The sequence below is a fragment of the Streptosporangium sp. NPDC001681 genome, assembly GCF_040298085.1.
Classification (GTDB): Bacteria; Actinomycetota; Actinomycetes; order Streptosporangiales; family Streptosporangiaceae; genus Streptosporangium.
Map to the genome: position 1 here is coordinate 49,831 of NZ_JBEOZN010000044.1, position 20,644 is coordinate 70,474.

Genomic DNA, 20,644 nt, shown 5'->3' on the forward strand with positions numbered 1-20,644 from the left:
CGTCCGTACTGACCGGGGCGGCTCTTGGGAAGTACTCCCCTCGTTCGTTCAAGGGTAGGGGAATCCGGGCGGTGGCGCGGTCACCGGAAGGAGACTCTCCGGTAAACGCGCGGCGCCGGCACCTTTTGGCGGTGGGGTGCCGGCGCCGCCTGCGAGGCCCGGGGGCCTCGTGCCCGTCGGCCGTCCGTCAGTAGCCGTAGCCGGGGCCGCCGGAACCGGAGCCGTGGGAGCTTGAATGTGAGGGCGAGGGCGCGGGGGAGGCGCCGCTGGAGGGGGAGGCCGTCGGGGTGGCGGCGCCCGCGGGCCGGATCAGGCCGAGCAGGCCGTGGGTGCCACCGTCGCTGCCGGCGCTGAACCACAGGGAGCCGGTGCCGCCGACGGCGTCCGTGCCGGGTTCCAGGTCCCACAGGCCGCCCAGGGTGATGGGCCTGCCGTCGGCGGAGCGCAGCGGGCCGAGCGAACGGCCGTTGCGCGGGTTGTAGGCGTTGATCCGGCCGTCGCCGAAGTTGCCGACGAGCAGGGCTCCGGAGTGGGCGCCGAACCCCTTCGGGGCCGGCGTCATCGCCCAGGGCGCGTTGAGCGCCCCCCGCGCGGCGAAGCGGCCGACGAACCGGCCGGAGCCGTTGAACTGGCTGATGAACCCCTTGCCCTGCCCGGCCACCGACTTGCCGGTCTCGGGGTCGCGCTTGGCGTACGCGACGAGGATGGAGCGGCCCACGACCTCCACGTTGAACGGCGCGTAGTCGTCAGGCAGGCCCGGGTCGCGGAACGCGCGACGGCTGGTCATGATCCGTTCGAAGTCGCCGTCGAAGACGTGGATCCGGTCGCCCGCGAAGTCGGCGGCCAGCAGCAGCGGCCCCCGGTTGGTCTGGGCCAGGGCCAGGCCCTTGAAGTCGGCGCCCTTCACGAACGCGCTGATGATCGCGTCATCCGGGTCGGCCTCGGCGTTCCAGCCGGTGATCGCCCCGCTGGGGCTGGCGAAGATGAACGTCGCGGGTCCCGAACCGCCGGGTCCTTTGACGACGAACTCCTCGCCCATGTTGACGACCTGCCCGGTGGGCCTGCCGCCGGGGACGCGGACCTGGGTCCTCTCCTGCTTCACGGTGCCCGCGCCGCCGGAGTAGACCGTGGCCAGGCCGCTGCCCGCGGCCGAGACCCAGAGGGTCTTGCCCATGGCCAGTCCCCACGGGTTGATCAGTGCGGGGTCGGTGACCGCCGCCCGTCCGCTGACGTCCGAGACCAGGTTGGTGACCGAGAAACGGCTCTGCGTGCGTTGCGTTCCGGCCTGCGCGTGGCCGGTCCAGGATTTCGCCGGACCGGTTCCGGCTCGGGCCTGTTCCGCTCCGTTCTGCGCCTGCTGGGTTCGGGCGGACGCCGTACCGGCGACGCCCACGACCAGAACCGTGGCGCAGATCGTGACGATGCGTACTCGCATTCATGGCTCCTCTGTGCGGGAGTGCCTTTCGCCGCGAGATACGCGCGGGGTCCGTACCCGGTTCAGCCCGTTTCCCGGTGGCCGGGACCTGCCAGGAGCCGGCCGAGCGGAAAAGGGATGGCCCATGGCCGCCGGGTAGGGCGGCCATGGGCCTGATCTCACGAGCGTCACACCGGGTCACGGCAGGCTCATGACCGCGGGCGAGCCCAGGGAGGACAGGCACGCCCGCGGAGTCCTGCGGCGAGCTAGCGGCGGAGGGCGGCCGCCTCGGTGGCCAGCTTCTCGATCCGTGCGTAGTCACCGGTGGCGAGCGCGTCGGCGGGGGTGAGCCAGGTACCGCCCACGCAGCCCACGTTCGGCAGTGCCAGGTAGTCGGGGGCGGTCGCGAGCCTGATGCCGCCCGTCGGGCAGAACCTGATCTGCGGCAGCGGGCCGCCGAGCGCCTTCAGGTACGGCAGGCCGCCGGCGGCCTCGGCCGGGAAGAACTTCATCTCGGTCACCCCGCGCTCGGCCAGCGCCATGACCTCGGACGCGGTCGCCGCGCCGGGCAGGAACGGCACCCCGCCGGCCGCAAGGGCGTCGAGAAGTTTCGGGGTGGTTCCCGGGCTGACCAGGAAGGCGGAACCGGCCGCCACCGAGGCGGCCACGTCGGCCGGGGTGCGGACGGTGCCCGCGCCGACCACCGCCTCGGGGACCTCGGCGGCGATGCGCGCGATGGCGTCCAGGGCGGCGGCGGTGCGGAGGGTGACCTCGATGGCCGGCAGGCCGCCCGCTACCAGGGCGCGGGCCAGGGGGACCGCGGTCTCCGGGTCGTCGATCACGACCACCGGGATGACGGGGGCGATGTCGAGCAGGCTACTCACACGTACTCCAGGTTGGACAGGTGCTGGTTCAGCCACGCCGCCGCGCCGACCAGGGCGGGCTGTGGGGCCACGATCAGCGTGGTGGCGATGCCGGAAAGGTAGTCGTTCAGGGTGGGGTTGGCTTCGAAGCGGCGGCGGAAGTCGCTGGAGCGGACCCGGTCCACGATACGTGGCAGCACGCCGCCGCCCAGGTAGACCCCGCCCCGGGCACCGAGGGTCAGGGCGACGTTGCCGGCGAAGGTGCCGAGCATGGCGCAGAAGACCTCGATGGTCTGCGCGCACAGCGAGTCGTCCATCCGGGCCACGATGTCGGAGGCCGGCAGTCTCGGCGCGTCCACCCCGCGGACGAGGGCGAGCCCCCGGTGCAGGCGCGACAACCCCGGCCCGGAGAGCAGGTGCTCGGCCACCACGTGCTCCATGCCGTCCGCACGCAGCGCCCGGACGATCTCGTGGTCGCGCTCGTCGAGGAGCGGCATGGTGACGTGGCCGCCCTCCCCGGGGATCGGCACCCAGCCCTCGGCGGCGGGCACCAGGCCGCCCACGCCGAGGCCGGTTCCGGGCCCGAGCACGGCCTTGACACCGCGCGAGGGCTCCGGGCCGCCCAGACAGACCAGGTCCTCGCCCCGCAGGTACGGCAGGGACGCGGCCAGGGCCTCGAAGTCGTTGAGCAGCCAGGCGTTCGGGATGCCCAGCTCGCTCACCGACCCCGTCCACCCGGCGTTGGTGAGCCGGTAGCGGTCACCGTCCACGGGTCCTGCGATCGCGATGCACGCGGCTCCCGGCCGAACTCCGCCCGCATGGTCTGCGAGATAAGCGGCTACGGCTTCGGGAAGGCCATCGTGTTCCGCGCCCGCGAGCACGGCCACTTTATCGGGCTGACCACCGGCCTCGGTGACCAGCCCGAACCGGGCGTTGGTGCCGCCGACGTCCGCGACGAGCCAGGGAAGGCTCACATGATCTCCTTCGCGGGCCGTACGGGAGAGACGGTGTGCGCGGTCATGCCCGGCCGCCGTTCGCGACGGCCTCGGCGTGGCCGTTCAGGGGGAAGATGCCCGCGCCGCGCTCGGCCGGGCCCGCCGCGCGGCGGAAGGCGCCGAACAGCTCGCGGCCGGTGCCCACCCACTGGGCGTCGGTGAGCGGCGCGCCATGCGGGGACCGGGCGGCCAGCTCGTCGGCGGGGAGCAGCAGCTCCAGGGTGCCGGTGGCGGCGTCGAGGCGGATCGGGTCGCCGTCCAGCACCAGCGCGATGGGGCCGCCGTCGGCGGCCTCCGGCGACAGGTGGATGGCGGCGGGGACCTTGCCCGACGCGCCGGACATACGGCCGTCGGTGACGATCGCCACCCGCTGTCCCCGGTCGAGCAGCACCGCCATCGGCGGGGTGAGCTTGTGCAGCTCGGGCATGCCGTTCGCGCTCGGTCCCTGGTATCGGATGACCGCGACGAAGTCCTGCCCGTCGAGCTCGCCCGCGTCGAAGGCGCGCAGCAGCTCCAGCTGGTCGTCGAAGACCTTGGCGGGGGCCTCGATGACCAGGTGCTCGTCCTTGACCGCGGAGACCTTGCTGACCGCGCGCCCCAGATTGCCGTTGAGCATGTGGATGCCGCCGTCGGCGGAGAACGCGTCGGAGACCGGGCGCAGCACGTCCAGGTCGGTGCTGCCCTCGGTGCGCTCCTCCCAGACCAGCTCGCCGTCCTTGAGCTCGACGGCCGAGCGGTAGTGGTCCAGGCCGCGCCCGGCGACGGTCAGCACGTCGCCGTGGAGCAGCCCGGCGTCCAGCAGGTCGCCGATGAGCACCTGCATACCGCCCGCGGCCTGGAAGTGGTTCACGTCCGCCTGGCCGTTGGGGTACATGCGGGTCAGCAGCGGTACGACCTTCGACAGCGCGGCCAGGTCGTCCCAGAGGAGTTCGATGCCCGCCGCCGCGGCGATGGCGACGATGTGCATCGTGTGGTTGGTCGAGCCGCCGGTCGCCAGCAGCGCCACGCAGGCGTTGACTATCGCCTTCTCGTCGACGACCTCGCCCACCGGGGTGTACTCGTCGCCGTGCGCGGTCAGTTCCACCGCCCGCCTGCCCGCCGCCTTCGTCAGGGCCTCGCGCAGCTCGGTGCGCGGGTTGACGAAGGTCGAGCCCGGCAGGTGCAGGCCCATGACCTCGATCATGACCTGGTTGGAGTTGGCGGTGCCGTAGAAGGTGCAGGTGCCGGGGGAGTGGTAGGACTTCGCCTCGGCGTCGAGCAGCTCGTCCCTGCCGACCTTGCCCTCGGCGAACAGCTGCCGGGTGCGGGCCTTGACCTTGTTGGGCAGGCCGGAGGTCATCGGCCCGGCAGGGACGAACACCGCGGGCAGGTGGCCGAAGTGCAGCGCCCCGATCAGCAGGCCGGGAACGATCTTGTCGCAGACGCCGAGCATGAGGGAGGCGTCGAACATGTCGTGCGAGAGCGCGATCGCGGTGGCCATCGCGATGACCTCGCGGCTGTAGAGCGACAGCTCCATGCCCGCCCGGCCCTGGGTGATGCCGTCGCACATCGCGGGCACGCCGCCGGCGAACTGCGCGACGCCACCGGCCTTCCGGACGGCCGCCTTGAGGATCGCCGGGTAGGTCTCGTAGGGCTGGTGCGCCGAGAGCATGTCGTTGTAGCTCGACACGATCGCCACACCGGGCTTGACGCCTGCCCGCAGGTCGCGCTTGTCGCCTTCTGCCACGCCGGCGAAGCCGTGGGCCAGGTTGGCGCAGCCCAGGCTCGCCCTGGCGGGACCGCGCCGGCGGGCCGCCTCGGCCTCGGAGCGCAGCCGGGCCAGGTACGCGGTACGGCTGGGGCGGCTCCGCCCGACCAGGCGGTCCGTCACTTCTTGGATCACGGGATGCATCCGGCCTCCTGCGTCACGGTCGGTTCGGTCTGTGTGCTGTTCCCGGCCGCTCAAGCCAGTCCCTCCCCGTGCCAGGTGCGGCCGCTGCGGCCGACGAGTTCGTGGGCCGAGGTGGGGCCCGCGCTGCCCGCCGGGTACGGCTCGGGGGCCGTGCCCCGCGACTCCCACTCGCTGATGATCGGATCGATCCACCGCCAGGCGGCCTCGACCTCGTCGCGCCGCATGAACAGGGTCGGGTTGCCCGCCAGGACGTCCATGAGGAGTCGCTCGTAGGCGTCGGGCACCCGGCCGGTGAAGGTCTCGGCGAAGCTGAGGCCGAGCGGGACCGGCTTGAGCGCCACCTCGCCCGCGCCGGGCTCCTTGGCCATGATGTTCAGCTGGATGCCCTCGCTCGGCTGCAGCCGCAGCACCAGCCGGTTGGGCGTGCTGCCCGGGAAGATCGAGTGGGGCACGTCCTTGAACTGCACGACGATCTCCGAGCAGCGGTACGGCATCCGCTTGCCGGTGCGCAGGTAGAACGGCACCCCCGCCCAGCGCCAGTTCTTCACCTCGGCGCGGATCGCGGCGAAGGTCTCCACCCGCCGGGAGGCCTCGGTGGGGGCGGTGCGGTCGGGCTCGTCGAGGTAGCCGGGGACCCGGGCGCCGCCGGACTCGCCCGCCGTGTACTGGCCGCGTACGGTGAAACGGTCGACCTCGCCGCCGGTGACGGCCCGCAGCGACTGGAGGACCTTGACCTTCTCGTCGCGGATCGACTCGCGGTCGTTGCGCGAGGGGGGCTCCATCGCGACCAGGCAGAGCAGTTGGAGCAGGTGGTTCTGCACCATGTCGCGGAGCGCGCCCGCGTGGTCGTAGTAGCCGCGCCGGCCAGGGGTGCCCACGGTCTCGGCGACGGTGATCTGGACGTGGTCGATCCAGAGGGAGTTCCAGATCGGCTCCAGGAACGCGTTGGCGAACCGGAGCACGAGGAGGTTCTGGACCGTCTCCTTACCCAGGTAGTGGTCGATGCGGTAGACCTGCCGCTCGTCGAAGATGGCGCCGACCTCGTCGTTGATGCGCAGCGCGCTGGTCAGGTCGCGCCCGAGGGGTTTCTCCAGCACCACTCGTGAGGCGGGGGTGACCAGACCCGCGCGGTGTGCCTCCCGGCAGAACGGGCCGAACGTCATGGGCGGGCTGGCCAGGTAGAAGACCCGGGCGCGGTGCTCGTACCCGGCGAGCAGCCCGGTGAGCCTCGCCCACCCGGTCGGGTCCTGGCCGCCGATGTCGATGCTGACGTGGTGCAGGCGGCCGAGGAAGCGCTGCCAGGTGCCCGGGTCGTCCACCGGCACCGAGCCGCGCACCTCCGCGTCCACCTTGCCGCGGAAGTCGGCGTCGTCGAGCCCGCCGCGGGACATCGCGATGACGCGGGTCGCGGGGGCGAGGAGGCCGTCGCGGTCGGAGTGGTAGAGCGCCGGGAGGAGTTTCCGCATGGAGAGGTCGCCTGTGCCACCGAAGACGATGAGGTCGGCGGGTTGCGGGGTCTCGGGCATGGGGGAGCGCTCCGTGATGATCTACCGAAATTAGGGATAGATCGGACAGTAGCCATATCTTGCGCTCTACACAAGCCGAGTTTTGTCATTTGAGATGAGAAAGTACGACGTTTTCATTTCCTAAGCAGGTGTGGTTCACTTAGCCGATGCCTCGACGTCCCGCTGCCGCGCTGGCCACCAGCGGTGAGGTGCTACGCCTCATCCGCTCCGGTGAGGCGGTCACACGCGCCGACATAGGGCGCGTCACCGGCCTGTCCAGGCCGGCCGTGTCCCTGCGCGTCACCGAGCTGCTGGAGCAGGGCCTCGTCGTGGAGGACAGCGAGGGCCCCTCCACCGGAGGCCGTCCGCCCACCCGCCTGGTCCTGAACGCCTCGGGTGGCCTCGTCCTGGTCGGCTCGCTGGGCGCGAGCCGCGCGCAGGTCGCCGTCTGTGACCTGGCGGGCGAGGTGGTGGCCCGCGCCGGACTGTCCGTGGACGTGGAGGAGGGCCCTGACGTCGTCCTCCCGCTGGTCATGCAGACCTGGAGTGAACTGCTCGGCGACCGCCCGGCCTCCCTGGTCCGCGGCGTCGGCCTGGGTGTCCCGGCCACCGTCGAGTTCGCGGCCGGGCGCACCGAGAGTGCCCGGATCATGGCCAGCTGGACGGGGGTGGCCATCCCGCCGATCATCGCCGAGCGCTTCCCCGTTCCCGTCCTCCTCGACAACGACGTGAACGTCATCGCCATCGGCGAGCACCGCGCGATCTACGCGGGTGAGGCCGACGACCTGCTGTTCATCAAGGTCTCCACCCGGATCGGCTCCGGCGTCATCGCCGGCGGCGAGATCCTGCGGGGGGCGCTGGGCGCCGCCGGGGAGATCGGGCACATCCCGGTCCGCGACGGCGGGGGAGTGCTCTGCCGCTGCGGCAACATCGACTGCGTCGACTCGGTCGCCAGCGGCACCGCGATCCTGCGCGAGCTCCGTGCCCGGGGGCACGAGGTCAAGACCATGGCCGACGTGGTGAGCCTGGTCCGGGCCGGCGACGCGGAGACCATGACCGTGGTCCGCAACGCCGCCCGGATGCTCGGCGAGGTCGTCGCCAGCGCGGTCAACCTGCTCAACCCCGCGGTGGTCGTGCTCGGCGGCGACGTGGCGGAGACCTTCCAGCCGATGGTCTCAGGGGTTCGCGAGGTGATCCACCGCCGCTCGACGGCCCTGGCGACCCGTAACCTGCGCATCGAGCGCAGCCGTCTCGGCCCGGGCGCCGGGATCATCGGCTGCGCCCACATGGTCCTGGATCACATCCTCTCCCCCGAGGCCGTCGACTCCGCGGTCTGGCAGGCGGTCCGCCCCGTCCGCTCCCTGGCCTGACAGCCCTCGGCCTGACGAACCGCCCCGCCGGCTCCGCCGCCTGGCGGTCAGGCCATCGGCGATCAGGTGCCGGCCAGGACGAGGCTGAAGTCGCCGGTCGGGTCGGTGTAATGGCCGATCATCCCGAATCCGGCGGTGACCAGCTCTTGCCGCAGGCCCTCAGGGCGGAACTTGGCGCTGATCTCGGTGCGCATCTCCTCCCCGGCCACGAAGGAGACCCGCAGGCCGAGATCGGGAATCCGCACGCGCATGGCGCGGCTCGCGCGCAGCCGCATCTCGATCCACTCGTGCCGCGCGTCGTACAGCGCGACGTGCTCGAAGGCGTCCGGGTCGAAGTCGGCGCCCAGCTCCCTGTTGATCACGTGCAGGACGTTCCGGTTGAAGGCGGCGGTCACCCCGCTCACGTCGTCGTAGGCCGCGACCAGCCGGTCGATGTCCTTGACCAGGTCCGCGCCGAGCAGGAAGGTGTCGCCGGGGCGTAGCGTGGCGCGCAACTCCTTCAGGAAGACCTCGCGTGCCGCCGGGGCGAGGTTGCCGACGGTGCCGCCGAGGAAGGCCACCAACCGCCGTCCGGTACGGGGCAGCAGCGCCAGGTGCGCCTCGAAGTCGGCGCAGATCGCGCGGACGGTCAGGCCGCGGTAGCGCCAGGCGAGCCACCGCGCGGCGTCGCCCAGGGTCGCCCCGTCGACGTCCACCGGGGTGTAGACGCGCAGCGTCCCCGTCGCGGAGAGGGCGTCGAGCAGCAGCACGGTCTTCTCGCTGGTCCCCGAGCCGAGCTCGACCAGGGTGTCGGCGCCGGAGCGCGTGGCGATGTCGAGGGCGTGCCGGCGCAGGATGGCCAGCTCGCGGCGGGTGGGGTAGTACTCGGGCAACCGGGTGATCCGGGAGAACAGCTCGCTGCCGGCCTCGTCGTAGAACCACTTGGGCGGCAGCCACTTGGGCGTCGACGTCAGCCCGGTGCGGACGTCGTGTTCGAGTGCCTGGTGAAGGTGGTCGCGGCCGAGATGGTCCACCAGGTGTACGGCTGACTGGCTGACTGACACGGGGCCTCCTGGGGCTGTGGGTCACGGGTCCCGCTCGCCGGTCCGTGACCGGGGTGCTGTGTTTCCTGTGGTCCGGCTCCTCCCTGTCGTGGTGCTGCCGTGGTGCTGTCGCGGCCCTGTCACGGATCTGTCACAGTGGCTGGATGCGCACGCCGTCCGCGGAGGCGAGGACCAGGGTCCGATCCGGTACGGCCTGCCAGCCGGGCCGGTCGTCCAGCGGTTCGCTCGCCACGAGCACGCCGTCGCGCGGGTGGTCCCCGAGGTGGAGGAAAAGGGTGTCGCCCCAGGCGGTCGCGGCGATCGACCGGCCGTCGCAGGCGAGCAGGTTCAGCCGGGCGTCGGGATCCTTCACCCCGGCGTGGGTGACGACCTCCATCAGGGCCTCGCCGAGCGGGTCGCCCGCGCGCCGCCGGGTGAACACCGCGGCGGCGAGCCACGCCGAGTCGCAGGAGCTCTCCGCGTCCTCGGCGAGTTCCCTGACCGCCTCCCGCGCCACGCGGCCGTTGTGGCTGAGCAGCCACGGCCCGTCGGCGAAGGGCGCGGTCGCGCTCTCCTCGATCGGCATCCCGGCGGTGGCCGACCGTACGGCGGCCAGCAGGCAGCCGGAGCGGGCGACCCGTGCGAGGTCCGTCAGGTTGGCGTCCGCCCAGATGGGGACCGTACGGCGGTAGCGGACCGGTTCGGCGCGGGAGGCGTCGTACCAGCCCATGCCGAAGCCGTCGGCGTTGACGGTGCCGTAGCGCTGCAGGCGCGGGGCGTGGGACTGCCGGAGCAGGCCGTGGCCGGGCTCGTGGATCAGCGAGGACAGCGGACGGGGAGCGCCCAGCCAGGCCGCGTGGCGGCACATCACCGCCGCCCCGGTGAGCGCCCGGAGAAATGCTCCGGGGAGTGGCCCGGGGATTCCCCTGGTGAGCCCTCGGGGAAGGCCGAGCGGGCACACCGGAAGCCGGAGAAGATCTGCCTGCGGGCAGGACGGTCCCAGTTCCTGAACGTGGTGCGGGCCACGGCCGGGTCGGACGCCCATGATCCGCCGCGCAGCACCCGGTGTCGAGAGTCGAAGAACACCTCGCTGTACTCGGGGTAGGGGAAGCTGCGGAAGCCGGGATGGGGCAGGAACCACGAACCGGTCCACTCCCACACGTCCCCGATCATCTGCTCGGTGCCGTAGGCGCCCGCCCCCGCGGGGAAGGCGCCGAGCGGTGCGGGCCGTGCCGCCCTGTGCCCGAGGTTCGCCGTGGCGGGCCCGGGATCGTCGTCCCCCCACGGATATCTCCGCGCCCGCCCGGCCTCGGGGTCCCAGCCGCAGGCCTTCTCCCACTCGGCCTCGGTGGGCAGCCGCCTGCCGGCCCACCGGGCGTAGGCGTCGGCCTCGTACCAGCACACGTGCTGGACGGGCTCGTCCATGGGGACGGGCTCGGTCCGGCCGAAGCGGGTGCGCCACCAGGTGCCGCCATCGGCGATCCAGAACAGCGGGGCGAAGGCGCGGCTCCGCTGCAGCCAGAGCCGGCCCTGCGGAGACCACCAGCGGGGGTCGTCGTAGCCGCCGTCGGCGATGAAGTCCGTGTAGGCGCGGTTGCCGACGGGTAGCCTGTCGATCCAGTAGCCGGGCAGGTCGAGCCGGTGGGCCGGGCGCTCGTTGTCGTAGGCCCACGACAGGGTGTCGGTGCCCATCGTGAAGGGACCCGCGGGAACGAACACCTCGTCGGCACCCGAGGGCCGGCCGGGTGGCAGTTCGCCGTCGCGGACCAGGCCGGGGGCACCGGACAGCTGCAGGGTGGCGAGCATCGTCTCGTCGTGCTGGTGCTCGTGCTGGATCACCAGGCCGAAGACGAAACCGTCCCGGTGCAGGGGGTCGGGACCGTGCGGGTCGATCGCGTCCAGGACGTCCAGCACCCGGCCGCGCACGCCCTCGATGTAGCGGCGCGCCTCCATCGGTCCCAGGATGGGCAGGGCCGTGCGGTTCGCGCGCGGATGCCGGAACGCGTCGTACAGGTCGTCGATCTCCGGGCGGAGCGGGGTGATCCCGCCGGCCTGCCGCAGCACCCACAGCTCCTCGTAGTTGCCGACGTGCGCCAGGTCCCACACCAGCGGCGACATCAGCGGCGAGTGCTGCCTGACCAGCAGGTCGTCCTCGGCGTCGGTGTAGGCGGTGGACCGGCTCCGCGCGGCGGTCAGCCCGGCGGCGATCCGTTCCTTGAGGTCGCTCATCAGATACCTCCGTGCTGGAGATTCCGCTCCCCGGTCCCGGGCGGGTCCCGAGCCGGCCTTGACGAGGGCGTCAGATCCGTCCTTCCTGGGCCAGCCAGTCGGGCAGGCGCCGTTCCGGCCCGCCGGCCAGGTGCAGCAGGTCGGCGGCCGGGGAGCGGCCGGGGCTCACGTGGCGGTTGGCGAACGCGGCGACCTCGCAGACCAGGGCCGGTGCCGCTCCCAGCCTCGGCAGCGCCGCGAGGGCGGCGCGGAAACAGGCGTCGGCGGCCCTTCGCAGCAGGGGGTCGGCCAGGCCGCGGCGTGCCGCCCGCAGCCACATCCCCGCGCACGGCTCGGCCGCGGCCAGCGCCGCGTCGGCCGCGCGGTCGTCCGTCACCAGGGCGTGGGTCACCGCCGCGCACACCGGCCAGCTCGCCGGGTGCTGGGCGTCGAGGTAGCGGATCTCCAGCCAGCCGCGTGGCCGTACGGGCGGGAAGAGCGTCGTGGCGTGGTAGGTCAGGTCCGCCAGGGTCGGCGGCTGCGCGGACGCGGTCAGCCGGTCGCGGAAGGTCGAGCCGTCACGGACCGGGCGGTACCGCGCGTCCCCGGGACTCTCCGGGTTCTCCGGGTTCTCCGGGGCCTCGCGCACGGCCATGAGGCGGGCGTCGAGCAGATACTCGGCCCAGTCGGCGGCGGGGTCGCCGCCGGCGGGGACAGCGGCCGTGCGAGTGCGGTCGAGCCGATCCCACACCGCCTGGCGGCCCGACATCCACCCGCACGGCCGGCTCCCGCTGAGCGGCGAGTTGGCGAAGGCCGCCACCAGGACGGGACCCAGCAGGTGGGCGCGTTCCCATCGGGTCGCGGGGCTGGTGCCCAGGTCCAGGTTGACCTGGATCGAGGCCGTCGAGCACATCATCAGCGCCCCGTACGGCATGCCGAGAAACTCCGCCATCGCCTCGTACCGGGGCAGGCGCAGCTGCCGCCACGCCGGCCGCAGTGGGTCGAGTCCCACCCCGACCGGCACCAGGTCGGCGTCCCGCAGCGCTCCGCGCGCGGCGGCCACATCGGCGGCGAGGCGGGTGATCGCGTCGGGCAGCGAGCCCGGTGGCCCGGAGAGCTCCAGCTGGCCGCCCGGCTCGAAGGTCACCACACTCCCGCCGGGTAGCGGCGGCAGGACTTCGGCGATCCTGGTCCACGGAACCTGGCGGGCGGGAGCCGTGCGGTCGAAGACCAGGAACTCCAGCTCGACTCCCAGTTGCTCGCCGGGGGAGGCGAGAAAGCACTGCCGGGCGAAGGCCTCCACGTCCGAGGCGTTCCGGATCAGCGTGTTCTCGGTCGCCAGACCAGTCATCCCCGTCCCCTTTCAACATTTATCTGCTGATCTACAGACTTGTACGATGTTCAGGGGGTGGGCGGTGTCGGTAAGTAATGACGGCGTGGCGCTCTGTTCCGGCTCCCGGGCGTCGCGGTGCCATGTCCGGTGAGACGCTCGGGGAAGCGGTTAGGCGCCTAGGGGGAAAGTTCCCGTTATGGGCGATTTCGACACATTTGTCGGTCCAGCTGGTCACCCGCTGCGGCGTCCGTGACCGGGCCGGAGGCCGTGTGCCGCCGGCGCGCCGCTCTGTGCCGCTGTATCGCTGTGCCGCGCGGTGTCGTCAGCGGTCCCCGAACGGGTGGCCGCCGGGGAGAAGCGCCGAGACCTCCTCCGGGCCGGGCGGCTCGGGCCAGCCCGTGGCCGATCCGGCGCCGGAGGGGGCGGGGCCGGAAGCCCACAGGCCGGAGAGGCCGAGGACCGCGCAGGCCAGCCAGTGCTCGCCCGGCTCGTGCTCGCCGCGCAGTGTGGGGATGACCGTGCGCGGGACGATGACGTTGGTGCCCGGCAGGGGGAGGATCAGCTCCCCGCTCCGGGTCCCGCGAAGGTCCTCGATCACGCACAGCCCGGCGGGGGAGTCGAGGCGGGCGTGGCCGGGGCCCTCGGCGGTGCGGTGCGCGGCGGGGTCTCGGTCGACGGCGAACGCCCCCTCGGCCGACAGCAGCCCGCGCCCCGACCGCAGGCGGTGCACCCGTACGTGCCACGGAGGACGCGGGAGCAGCCAGGTGTCGACCTCCACGTCCGGCCATGGTGTCCAGCGGGCGTGGAGCAGGTCGCCGGCTGAGGAGAAGTCCTCGGGCACCTCGCAGGGCCGCCAGTGCGTCCCGTCGTCGCTCAGTGCCAGGGTGCTGTCGAAGGCGCCCTGCTCCAGCCCCCACGAGCCGCCCGGCACGCTGAACCCGAAGGACGTCGAGTAGGCGAACTTGGCGTACTTCGCCGCGCCGTGCCGCACCCACGTGTGGTGCTGCCCCGCGCTCAGCATGACGACCTGCCGTCCCCGCTCGCACCGCATCAGCGCGACCCCCGCCTCCGGCTGGACGCTGGTCGCGGCGAGTTCCCGCGCCGCCTCCTCGTCGGCCGTCCAGAAGGGATGCCCGGCGGCGAGTGCCAGCGGCAGGAACGCCTTCAACGCCCAGTACGGGGAGCCGGGGGCGTTGTACTGCTCGGTGAGAGCGGGCTGGGCGTAGCCGTATCCCAGGGTGAGCAGGCCGCCGGAGTCGCGGATCGGCTGTCCAAGCCACCAGCGCAGATGCCGCATCAGGTGCCCCTTCACCTCCCCCCACGGCAGGGCCTCGACTCCGGCGAAGGCGAGGGCGCCCCAGAAGGCTCCCTCCGCGAAGCGGTAGGTCAGACTCCGGCCGAAGGGCACGGCGGCTCCGCCGGAGGTGAACCAGTGCTGGAAGTCCAGCGCGAAGGCCGCCGCCCGCTCACGCAGGCGCCCGGCGCGGCCGGGATCGCGGTCGGCGGCCAGGGCGGCGTAGACCAGGCCGTAGTAGTGCATCGCGAAGGGGACGTAGTAGTCGCGCTGGGCGGTGGGGCCGTCGCTGTACCAGCCGCCGCCCAGCGCGAAGGACTCCAGCCGCTCCAGACGGGCGAGGTTGGGCCCGGGGTCGAAGCGCACCCCGACGCGGTCCAGGCCGAGCCCCACCATGACGGGGAAGAACTGCCAGTTGTTGTCGACGGCCTCGGCGTTCATCGAGTGGAGCAGCCAGGCCGCGAGGTCGTCGCGTTCCCGGCCGCTCAGCGGATCCCACACGGCCTCGGGCGCGAGGGCCAGCGCCAGGCCGATCGCGGCGGTCTCCACCAGCCGTTGGTCGACGTCGGTCACCGCCCCCCAGAACTCCTCGTGCCCGGGATCCGTCCCGGTGGCGAGCCCTCGGCGCCAGAGTTCCCAGTGCTCGAAGGACCCCCCTCCGGCCGCCAGCGGCGCCAGCCCCCACAGCGGGCGGGCGAACGCCTCCAGTTCGGCGGCCGCGTCGCCGTAGTGGGCCGTGTTGCTCCCGAGCCGAAGCCGTGCCCGACCCGGACTGAGGTGGGGGACCAGTGGCAGGACGAGTTCGGTCACGAGCCGGCGCATGTCCTCACGGTCACGCGGTGTCCCGCTCCCGCCCGCCCCCGGCGCCGCCGATGACGTGGCTGATCGTTCCACTGTCGCGGAACCCCCCTCTGGTGATCGGTGACCGTGGCCGCCGGAGGCCCTGCCGTCCGGGCCGGACCCGCGCCGAGAGCGCGGTCAGCTCTTGAGCCCGGTGAACGCGATCCCCTGCATGATGCGGCGCTGGAAGATCAGCAGGACCACGATGACCGGGATGACCGCCAGGGCGGCGCCCGCCATGATGTAGTACGCCCGTCCGGACTCGCTGCTGGCCAGCTGCTGCAGGGCCAGCGGCAGCGTGTAGAGCTCGGGGTCGTTGAGCACCACCAGGGGCCAGACCAGGTCGTTCCAGTGGAAGATGAAGCTGGTGATCGTCACGACCGCGAGCACCGGCTTCGACAGCGGGATGATGATGCGCCAGAAGATCTGCATCCGTCCCGCGCCGTCGATGCGCGCCGCCTCCTCCAGCTCGCCGGGCAGCGACATGAAGAACTGGCGCAGCAGGAAGATGTCCAGGACCGAGGCGACGTTGGGCAGGATCAGGCCCCATCCGGAGTCGAACATGCCGAGCGCCTGGGTGACGTGGATGCGTGGCACCAGCAGCGTGATCGTGGGGACCATCATGCCCGCGAGCAGCACGACGAACAGCTTGTCCCTGCCGGGAAAGGGGATCCTGGCGAAGGCGTAGGCGGCCAGCGCGTCCACCAGGAGCTTGCCCGGAACCAGTATCAGGCAGACCCAGACGCTGTTGAGGAACGCCTGGCCCAGCCCGCCGACCTGCAGGACGTGCTCGTAGTTCTCCAGCGTGGGCGACCACTCACCGGTCTTGCGATCCAGCGGAAGCAGGCTGGGCACCTTGGTGTAGACGTCCGAGCCGTGTTTGAAAGAGGTCGCCAGCATCCACAGGAACGGGATCACCGATATGGCCGCCAGCAGCACCAGGGCGATGTAGACGGGCGCGAGCCGTGCTTTCCCGGCCGTCCTCACGACGCCTCCTGCTTGACGAACTTGAACTGCAGGGCAGTGATGATCATGATGAAGAGGAACAGGATGAACGACATCGCGCAGGCCGCGCCCATCGCGTCGTAGCGGAACGCGAACAGGTACAGGTGCAGGACGTAGGTCAGGCCCGACTGCTCGGGGCCGCCGGTGACGCTCCTGCCGCCGCCGCCCGAGAAGATCACATACACCAGGCCGAAGACCTGCAGCGCCGCGATCACACCGGTGACCAGCAGGTAGAAGGTGGTGGGACGCAACATCGGCACGACGATCCTCCGGAACCGCTGGACGGGGCCCGCACCGTCGATGATCGCGGCCTCGCGGATCGAGTCGGGGATGCCCTTGAGCCCCGCGAGGTAGATGATCATTGAGATGCCGCACTGCCAGGCGGCGATGAACGACAGGGCCGGGATGACCAGTTCGGGGGTGTTGAGCCAGTTCTGCCCGGGGATGCCGAACAGGCCGAGAAAGCTGTTGACCAGCCCGTACTGCGGGTCGTACAGCCAGCGCCAGATGGCGCCCACCGCGGCCTCGGCGGTCACGACCGGCAGGAACAGCAGCAGCCGGAAGAGGTTGGAACCGCGGCGGATCGTGTTGATCAGCAGCGCCTGGGCGAGCGCGGTGACCAGGGTCAGCGGTACGGCGATCAGCGTGTACTGCAGGGTGACCCGGATCGACTTCCAGAAGTGCGGATACCGCACGTCGTCGAAGAGCAGGTCGGAGTAGTTGGCCAGTCCCACCCAGTTGGGCGCCGACCGCAGGTTCCAGTCGGTGAAGCTGTAGTACAGCGCGGCCAGCGCGGGGTAGAGCAGGAAGATCACGAAATAAATCACCGCGGGGGCGATCAGGAGCCACCCGATGACGTGGTCGCGCCGCCCGAAACCCGGGCGGCGGCGCCGCCCGGGGAGGGGCGTCACGGCGGGCTTGTCAGCCAGCACCGGAGATGCCACGTTTGCCTCGCTTTCGCGTTAGCCGTTCCAGCCGAGCAGCGCGCGGGTCTTGGTCGCCGCCTCGGTCAGCGCCTGCTGGGAGGTGACCTTGCCGCTCAGCGCGGACTCGATCGCGGGGGCGATGATCTCGTCGTTGATCTGGATCCACTCCGGCAGGGCCGGCCTGGCATGGGCGACCTTGAGCTGCTCGAGGAAGGCCGCCTGGTCGGGCCCGAAGGTGGCCGCGTCCCTCTCCGCCGCCGCCACATTGGTCGGGAAGCCACCCAGCGCCTGAGCCAGCGCGGTGTTGTTGTCGGCGTTGGTCAGGAAGGTGAGCCACTTCCACGCCAGCTCGGGGTTCTTGCCCTTGCTGAAGACCACCGCGTTCTCGCCGCCGATGTTGCCGGCGGGCTCGGTCTTGTACGGCAGCGGGGCGGTGCCGAACTCCAGGTCGGGGAACTGCTCCTTGATGTTGGCCACGTCCCACGGGCCGGAGATCATCATGCCGGCCAGACCGTTCTCGAAGGCCTTGTCCGAGTCGGTGATCGCCCTGGGGGAGGACGGCAGCAGATCCACCCAGAGCTGGAGCGCGTCGACACCGGGCTGCTGGTCGAACAGGATCTTCTTGTCCTTCTCGTCGACGAGGGAGCCGCCGGCGCCCGCGAGGAAGCCCGGCCACATCCAGCCGCCGTAGCCGTCGCCCTTGGGCACCACCATGCCCGCGATCTTCGGATCGTCCTGGTGGACCTTCGCGGCCGTCTGCTTGAGCTCGTCCCAGGTCTTGGGCGGCGTCGGCACCAGCTTCTTGTTGTAGAAGAGCGCCACCGCGGTGTGGTCCAGCGGCAGGCCGTAGATCTTGTCGTTCACCTTGTTGGTGTTCAGGGCGCCCGCGTAGTACGTCTTCTCGTCGACGGTGCCGGCGGGTATCTCCCTGATGGTGCCGTCGAGCGCGTACCTGGCCACCAGCGGCTGGTCCAGGATGCCGACGTCGGGGACGGTGCCGGCGGCGACGGCGCTGCCCAGCTTGGTGTTGTAGTCGTCCTTGGGGATCTTGACGATCTTGACGGTGACCTTGTTGGCCTTCTCGAAGTCGGTGCGCAGCTTCTCGACGACCTCCCCCGCCTGCGGGGTGCGGTCCTGGAACATCCAGTAGGTCAGTGTGGTGGCCTCCGAGGCCGTCCCGTTGTCGCCGCCGCATGCGACAAGTCCGGCCAGCAGGGCCATACCCGCCGCGGCCCCTGTGACTCTCCTGATCATTTCTTCCTCCTGTTGGGGGGTGCAACGGAGGATAATGTAAGGTGTGAAAAAAGTTCAGTCCCCTTGAGAAACGCTTTGGTAACACGGAGGAGAGGGAGGTGTGGGTCATTCGTGAGGTGTGGTTCCCAGGGAGCGGGGCGCCGGGTGGACGCCCCGTCGCGACGGGGCGTCCACGGCCGGGCCGCCCGCTACGCGTGAGCCCTTGAGGTGCTGCGAAGACGGTACGGCGGGTTCACGCCGGGAAGGACGTCACGACGTCTTGTACCTCAGGGTGTAGGAGCCGGAGCCGCTCGCGGAGGTCACGAGGTAGCGGTAGTAGCCGCGCGTGCCGGTGTAGTTGGTCCGCTCGTCGGGTCCGGGGCTGTCGGAGGTGGCGACGGTGACCCAGCTCGTGCCGCTCCACTTCTGGAGGAAGAGGTCGAAGTCGACGTTGTCGGCGCTGTCCAGGCAGGCGGACTGCTGGCCGGGGGTCACCGTCTGGTAGTACAGGTTGTTCGGCTGGTAGGCGGACTGGCCGTTGTTCAGCCGGCCGGTGGCGGTCTTCGGGTAGCCGCTGCAGGGGGATGCGCCCGGAGGGGTGGTGCTCGGCGGGGTGGTGCCAGGAGGGGTGGTGCCCGGAGGGGTGGTGGTCGGTGGGGTGCCCGCGCCCACGGTCGTCAGGTTCAGGCCGTAGGCGGTGAGGATCTCGGCGACCGGCTGGAAGTAGGTGACGCCTCCGGCGGTGCAGTCGCCGGAGCCGCCGGAGGTGACCCCCTGGGCCTGGTCCACCGAGATGAACGAGCCGCCCGAGTCGCCCGGCTCGGCACAGACACTGGTGCGGGCCAACTGGTAGACGGTGCCCTGGGGGTAGGTGACGCTGGTGTCGCGTTGCTGGATGGTGCCGCAGTGCCAGCCGGTGGTGGAGCCGGACCGGCAGACCGAGGCGCCCTCGATGGCCGGCCTGGAGCCGGCGACGGGCACGGTGCCGCCGGCGCCGTTGTTGACCGCGGGCTTGGGGGTCCAGTTGGCGTTCACCGAGACCCAGGAGTAGTCGCTGTCAGGAAAGACCGACCCCTGGAAGACACCTTGGGCGCTCCAGTTGGAGCCGCTCGTGGTGTCGCCCTTCTTGCCGCAGTGACCGGCGCTGACGAAACCGTTCTGGGTCCCGCGGGTCACCGGGAAGCCGATCGAGCAGCGCTCCGTGGTGCCGATGTAGTAGGCGTTGCCGCCCACGAGGTCGTCGAGGAGTTTGGGAGTCTCGTTGGAGGGTTCCACCTTCACCGCGACCGGGTCCGCGCCGGAGGCCTCCAGGGCGTTCGAGGCTACCGCGACATCCTTGGAGAGGACGACCACCTTGTTGGTCCGCACGTCGATGTAGCGCACGGCTCCGGCGTCCTTGTGGGCGGCCGGAGTGCTGTCCACCTGGTTCTTGATGGCGGTCAGGTCCGACAAGGAGCGGGTGACGATCTCCGCTCGGGCGCCTGTGGCGACGATCTGGGGGATGTCGGCCTCGGAGGTGGTGGCGACCACGAGTCGCTGCGCGACGGTTCCGACGAACCAGGAACCGGCGAAGCGCTCGCCGAGCTTCCCGCGCAGGCCCGCCTCGACCGTCGCCAGGCGGGCCTCGTTGACCAGGCGGGTCTGGGCCTGCTCCCTGGTGAGGTGCAGGTCGCGCTGGAGTGCCTCGATCATGCCGGCAGGTGGTTTCCAAGCGCCCGGGGCGGCGGGGGTGTTCGCGGCCCGGCCCTGGGCGATGGCCGGGGCGGGCGCCAGAGTGAGCGTGGTGATCACTAGGACGCATCCCGTGGTGATGGCGTGTCTGCGGGACATGGGTCTCTCCTCGACCTCGGCTTTCCGGGCGTGAGGGGGGAGAACGCCACGTATCGCAGGTTGATCATGCGATGTGGGCGACGCCATGCTAATCCAGCCGTTGCCGGTCAAGGCCTCAACACCGCGCGCCACGCGGAGGGTGATTTCGGCCGAGGTCCGCCGCCGTGTTCCGCTCGTGGCCCGGTTGATCGCCGGCTGCGCCGAGGTGACGGCCGTCCGCCGTCACCGGGACGCGCCGATGCCACCACCGCACATGGGGTCAGGACGGCCTCGCGGACCGGGAGCGGGTGGGGCCAGATCGTGCGCGGCGGCTCAGCCCGCTTCCGTCGTCGTGTTCGGGGCGGTGCGTGACCGGCGGCGCACCGCGAGGGCGATGTCCACGATCGCCATCACGGCCAGTACGGCCGGCACGACGGTGAGCCAGGTGATACCGGCCTGATGTCCTGTCCGACGGCATATTCGGACCCCGCCGGGGGAGAGGCTTGGCATGACCGACAACCCTGAGGTGAACGAGAACACGGTGGAGCGCGACGTCTCGGAACAGACCCTGCCTCCCGCCGGTCCACGAGGCGCCGACGGCGAGACCCGGATCGTGGCGGAGCGGTCGGGGGCGGACACCACCTTCCCCGAGCGGCCGCTCCTGGCGGACCCGGACGACGTGCACCGCACTCCGGGAGAGGAAGGTTCAAAGGGGGCGAGCCAGGCCGAGCAGGGCAGGGACAGGTCCGGGTTTCCCGAGCCGGAGGTCGGCCCCGCCTCCTGAGGCCCGTTCGTCCCTTCGAGGCGGGGCCGGACACGGCGGCGGGGGGGGGCGGGGGGCCGGGGCCCCCCCCCCCCGGGGGGGGGGTGTTGGGTAGGTAATTGGGGGGGATAAAAAATAAACGGGTGGGAACCAAAAAAAAACCCCCCGGGGTG

General features: G+C 71.5%; 17 protein-coding genes. 2 read left to right on the forward strand and 15 right to left on the reverse strand.

The features are described from left to right. Positions 1-187: 187 nt before the first annotated feature. The 5 genes from ABT130_RS21230 to zwf all read right to left on the reverse strand — a co-directional run bounded on the left by ABT130_RS21230 (position 188) and on the right by zwf (position 6,689). Complete coding sequence (locus tag ABT130_RS21230; RefSeq protein ID WP_350957626.1) at positions 188-1,435, reverse strand: TIGR03118 family protein; 1,248 nt, start codon at positions 1,433-1,435, stop codon at positions 188-190. A 245-nt stretch (positions 1,436-1,680) separates the two neighbouring features. Continuing rightward, positions 1,681-2,298, reverse strand: coding sequence for a bifunctional 4-hydroxy-2-oxoglutarate aldolase/2-dehydro-3-deoxy-phosphogluconate aldolase (gene eda, locus ABT130_RS21235; RefSeq protein ID WP_350920505.1), 618 nt, complete (start codon positions 2,296-2,298; stop codon positions 1,681-1,683). Next, a complete protein-coding gene (gene glk / locus ABT130_RS21240; RefSeq protein WP_350957628.1) occupies positions 2,295-3,251 on the reverse strand; it encodes a glucokinase in 957 nt (318 codons plus the stop codon). Before glk ends, eda begins: the two co-directional genes overlap by 4 nt. Positions 3,252-3,294: 43 nt before the next feature. Continuing rightward, a complete protein-coding gene (gene edd / locus ABT130_RS21245) occupies positions 3,295-5,163 on the reverse strand; it encodes a phosphogluconate dehydratase (RefSeq protein WP_350957631.1) in 1,869 nt (622 codons plus the stop codon). Positions 5,164-5,213: 50 nt separating this feature from the next. Beyond that, entirely contained in the window at positions 5,214-6,689 is a 1,476-nt protein-coding gene (gene zwf / locus ABT130_RS21250; protein ID WP_350957634.1) for a glucose-6-phosphate dehydrogenase, read from the reverse strand. Positions 6,690-6,835: 146 nt separating this feature from the next. Between zwf and ABT130_RS21255 the strand changes: the two genes are divergently transcribed. Then, entirely contained in the window at positions 6,836-8,038 is a 1,203-nt protein-coding gene (locus ABT130_RS21255; RefSeq protein ID WP_350920493.1) for an ROK family transcriptional regulator, read from the forward strand. A 62-nt stretch (positions 8,039-8,100) separates the two neighbouring features. On the opposite strand, the gene egtD is transcribed toward ABT130_RS21255, so the two are convergent. The 10 genes from egtD to ABT130_RS21305 all read right to left on the reverse strand — a co-directional run bounded on the left by egtD (position 8,101) and on the right by ABT130_RS21305 (position 20,218). Beyond that, positions 8,101-9,081: an L-histidine N(alpha)-methyltransferase gene (gene egtD, locus ABT130_RS21260; RefSeq protein ID WP_350957637.1), complete on the reverse strand. Its 981-nt coding sequence runs from the start codon at positions 9,079-9,081 to the stop codon at positions 8,101-8,103. A gap of 130 nt (positions 9,082-9,211) precedes the next feature. Continuing rightward, positions 9,212-9,928, reverse strand: a complete 717-nt coding sequence (gene egtC, locus ABT130_RS21265) for an ergothioneine biosynthesis protein EgtC (RefSeq protein WP_350957640.1) — start codon at positions 9,926-9,928, stop codon at positions 9,212-9,214. Continuing rightward, complete coding sequence (egtB, locus tag ABT130_RS21270) at positions 9,928-11,289, reverse strand: ergothioneine biosynthesis protein EgtB (RefSeq protein ID WP_350957643.1); 1,362 nt, start codon at positions 11,287-11,289, stop codon at positions 9,928-9,930. The genes egtC and egtB overlap by 1 nt, the downstream gene beginning before the upstream one ends. A 70-nt stretch (positions 11,290-11,359) precedes the next feature. After that, positions 11,360-12,619 carry an ergothioneine biosynthesis glutamate--cysteine ligase EgtA gene (gene egtA, locus ABT130_RS21275; RefSeq protein ID WP_350957646.1) on the reverse strand — a complete coding sequence of 420 codons (1,260 nt, stop codon included), beginning with the start codon at positions 12,617-12,619 and terminating at the stop codon, positions 11,360-11,362. A 304-nt stretch (positions 12,620-12,923) separates the two neighbouring features. Beyond that, entirely contained in the window at positions 12,924-14,717 is a 1,794-nt protein-coding gene (locus ABT130_RS21280) for a DUF2264 domain-containing protein (protein ID WP_350957648.1), read from the reverse strand. A 156-nt stretch (positions 14,718-14,873) separates the two neighbouring features. Continuing rightward, positions 14,874-15,722 carry a carbohydrate ABC transporter permease gene (locus ABT130_RS21285; protein WP_030909114.1) on the reverse strand — a complete coding sequence of 283 codons (849 nt, stop codon included), beginning with the start codon at positions 15,720-15,722 and terminating at the stop codon, positions 14,874-14,876. Continuing rightward, positions 15,719-16,684 (reverse strand): carbohydrate ABC transporter permease, encoded by a 966-nt coding sequence (locus tag ABT130_RS21290; protein ID WP_350920475.1) that lies wholly within the window; start codon positions 16,682-16,684, stop codon positions 15,719-15,721. The genes ABT130_RS21285 and ABT130_RS21290 overlap by 4 nt, the downstream gene beginning before the upstream one ends. An 18-nt stretch (positions 16,685-16,702) precedes the next feature. Further along, complete coding sequence (locus ABT130_RS21295; RefSeq protein WP_350957650.1) at positions 16,703-17,920, reverse strand: ABC transporter substrate-binding protein; 1,218 nt, start codon at positions 17,918-17,920, stop codon at positions 16,703-16,705. Between the two features lie 249 nt (positions 17,921-18,169). Then, positions 18,170-19,729, reverse strand: a complete 1,560-nt coding sequence (locus tag ABT130_RS21300) for a S1 family peptidase (protein ID WP_350957651.1) — start codon at positions 19,727-19,729, stop codon at positions 18,170-18,172. Between the two features lie 312 nt (positions 19,730-20,041). After that, the gene (locus ABT130_RS21305) at positions 20,042-20,218 is read right to left on the reverse strand and encodes a hypothetical protein (RefSeq protein WP_350920467.1); all 177 of its coding nucleotides are present in this window, start codon (positions 20,216-20,218) and stop codon (positions 20,042-20,044) included. On the opposite strand from ABT130_RS21305, the gene ABT130_RS21310 reads away from it, so the two are divergent. Continuing rightward, on the forward strand, positions 20,217-20,492 hold the full coding sequence (locus ABT130_RS21310) for a hypothetical protein (protein ID WP_350957653.1): 276 nt from the start codon (positions 20,217-20,219) through the stop codon (positions 20,490-20,492). The genes ABT130_RS21305 and ABT130_RS21310 overlap by 2 nt on opposite strands. The last annotated feature ends 152 nt before the right edge of the window (positions 20,493-20,644 follow it).